Annotated in this window: 1 rRNA gene; it reads left to right on the top strand. The window is 48.7% G+C overall.

From position 1 onward, the window contains the following. Nucleotides 1-328: 328 nt before the first annotated feature. Nucleotides 329-3,223: ribosomal RNA gene (locus VXQ11_RS15540) — 23S ribosomal RNA — on the top strand. Nucleotides 3,224-3,291: the final 68 nt, after the last annotated feature.

The following is a 3,291-nucleotide window of genomic DNA, read 5'->3' as shown; positions in this document are numbered from 1 at the left end:
CAAGTACAAGCGTTATGATACGCGCACTTGATAATCTCTGTGATTTATCACAGTTTCCTGACCTGACGAAGGCTGGAAAAATCATTAACAGAATATATTTGAGTTGAAATAATTTGTTCATAACTCATTGAATGAAACATAGGCAACTATGAATCAAACAATGATTTACTAGCGAAATTAACTGAATCAAGCGTTTTGGTATATGAATCTAATTGAAGCTGTACTGTAGTTAAATCTACGAAACGCCAACTGTATGAGCGTGATGAGAGATCATCACAATCTGTTGCTTATCCTACTTGTAAGGATAAACGACTGTTTGGGGTTGTATAGTCAAGTAATTAAGTGCATGTGGTGGATGCCTTGGCAGTCAGAGGCGATGAAAGACGTGATAGCCTGCGAAAAGCTCCGGGGAGGCGGCAAATATCCTGTGATCCGGAGATGTCTGAATGGGGAAACCCACTTACCATAAGGTAGGTATTGCATGATGAATACATAGTCATGCAAGGCGAACGAGGGGAAGTGAAACATCTCAGTACCCTTAGGAAAAGAAATCAATTGAGATTCCCTCAGTAGCGGCGAGCGAAAGGGGAAGAGCCCATTAAGTTATCTAAGTTCTAGTGGAATGCTCTGGGAAGTGCAACCATAGTGGGTGATAGTCCTGTACACGAAAGGGCTTAGATAATGATGTCGAGTAGGGCGAGGCACGTGAAACCTTGTCTGAATATGGGGGGACCATCCTCCAAGGCTAAATACTCCTGACTGACCGATAGTGAACCAGTACCGTGAGGGAAAGGCGAAAAGAACCCCTGTGAGGGGAGTGAAATAGATCCTGAAACCGCATGCATACAAGCAGTGGGAGCCGACTTGTTCGGTGACTGCGTACCTTTTGTATAATGGGTCAGCGACTTATATTCAGTAGCGAGGTTAACCGAATAGGGGAGCCGTAGGGAAACCGAGTCTTAATAGGGCGCATTAGTTGCTGGGTATAGACCCGAAACCAGGTGATCTATCCATGAGCAGGTTGAAGGTTGGGTAACACTAACTGGAGGACCGAACCCACTGTCGTTGAAAAGCCAGGGGATGACTTGTGGATAGGGGTGAAAGGCTAATCAAACTTGGTGATAGCTGGTTCTCCCCGAAAGCTATTTAGGTAGCGCCTCGGACGAATACCATTGGGGGTAGAGCACTGTTTCGGCTAGGGGGTCATCCCGACTTACCAAACCGATGCAAACTCCGAATACCAATGAGTACTATCCGGGAGACAGACTGCGGGTGCTAACGTCCGTAGTCAAGAGGAAAACAATCCAGACCGCCAGCTAAGGCCCCAAAATCATAGTTAAGTGGGAAACGATGTGGGAAGGCATAGACAGCTAGGAGGTTGGCTTAGAAGCAGCCACCCTTTAAAGAAAGCGTAATAGCTCACTAGTCGAGTCGGCCTGCGCGGAAGATGTAACGGGGCTAAAACTATGTGCCGAAGCTGCGGATTTGCAATTTATTGCAAGTGGTAGGGGAGCGTTCTGTAAGCCGATGAAGGTGGATTGAGAAGTCTGCTGGAGGTATCAGAAGTGCGAATGCTGACGTGAGTAACGACAATGCGAGTGAAAAACTCGCACGCTGAAAGACCAAGGGTTCCAGTCCAACGTTAATCGGGGCTGGGTGAGTCGACCCCTAAGGCGAGGCCGAGAGGCGTAGTCGATGGGAAATTGGTTAATATTCCAATACTTCTGTGTAATGCGATGAGAGGACGGAGAAGGTTAAGTCAGCCTGGCGTTGGTTGTCCAGGTGGAAGGTTGTAGGCATGCATCTTAGGCAAATCCGGGGTGCTCTATGCTGAGAGCTGATAGCAAGCTGTACTTGTACAGTGAAGTGGCTGATACCATGCTTCCAGGAAAAGTCTCTAAGCTTCAGTTACACAGGAATCGTACCCGAAACCGACACAGGTGGTCAGGTCGAGTAGACCAAAGCGCTTGAGAGAACTCTGCTGAAGGAACTAGGCAAAATGGTACCGTAACTTCGGGAGAAGGTACGCTGCTTTTGGTGATGGAACTTGCTTCCTGAGCTGAGAGCAGCCACAGAAACCAGGCCCCTGCAACTGTTTATTAAAAACATAGCACTCTGCAAACACGAAAGTGGACGTATAGGGTGTGATGCCTGCCCGGTGCTGGAAGGTTAATTGATGGGGTTAGCGTAAGCGAAGCTCTTGATCGAAGCCCCAGTAAACGGCGGCCGTAACTATAACGGTCCTAAGGTAGCGAAATTCCTTGTCGGGTAAGTTCCGACCTGCACGAATGGCATAATGATGGGGGCGCTGTCTCCAGCAGAGACTCAGTGAAATCGAATTCGCCGTGAAGATGCGGTGTACCCGCGGCTAGACGGAAAGACCCCGTGAACCTTTACTGCAGCTTGACATTGAACTTTGATCTTACTTGTGTAGGATAGGTGGGAGGCTTTGAAGCAGCGACGCTAGTTGCTGTGGAGCCAATCTTGAAATACCACCCTGGTAATATTGAGGTTCTAACTCTGCTCCATGATCTGGAGCGAGGACCATGTCTGGTGGGTAGTTTGACTGGGGCGGTCTCCTCCTAAAGAGTAACGGAGGAGTACGAAGGTGCGCTCAGCGTGGTCGGAAATCACGCGTAGAGTATAAAGGCAAAAGCGCGCTTAACTGCGAGACCCACAAGTCGAGCAGGTACGAAAGTAGGTCTTAGTGATCCGGTGGTTCTGTATGGAAGGGCCATCGCTCAACGGATAAAAGGTACTCTGGGGATAACAGGCTGATACCGCCCAAGAGTTCATATCGACGGCGGTGTTTGGCACCTCGATGTCGGCTCATCTCATCCTGGGGCTGAAGCAGGTCCCAAGGGTATGGCTGTTCGCCATTTAAAGAGGTACGCGAGCTGGGTTTAGAACGTCGTGAGACAGTTCGGTCCCTATCTACCGTGGGCGTTGGAAATTTGAGAGGATCTGCTCCTAGTACGAGAGGACCAGAGTGGACGAACCTCTGGTGTACCGGTTGTGACGCCAGTCGCATCGCCGGGTAGCTATGTTCGGAAGGGATAACCGCTGAAAGCATCTAAGCGGGAAGCCTACCTCAAGATAAGATTTCCCTAGGACTTTATGTCCTCTAAAGAGCCGTTGAAGACTACGACGTTGATAGGTTGGATGTGGAAGTGCAGTGATGCATGAAGCTGACCAATACTAATTGCTCGTGAGGCTTGACTATACAACACCCAAACAGTTGTTGTATAACGCTCAATTGATTCGAAATCAAACGATCAAACTTGATTTAGT

The sequence above is a fragment of the Acinetobacter sp. 197 genome, assembly GCF_048148385.1.
GTDB lineage: Bacteria > Pseudomonadota > Gammaproteobacteria > Pseudomonadales > Moraxellaceae > Acinetobacter > Acinetobacter pecorum.
The sequence above is the reverse complement of the archived record's forward strand: the minus strand, read 5'-3'. Positions and strand labels throughout refer to the sequence as shown.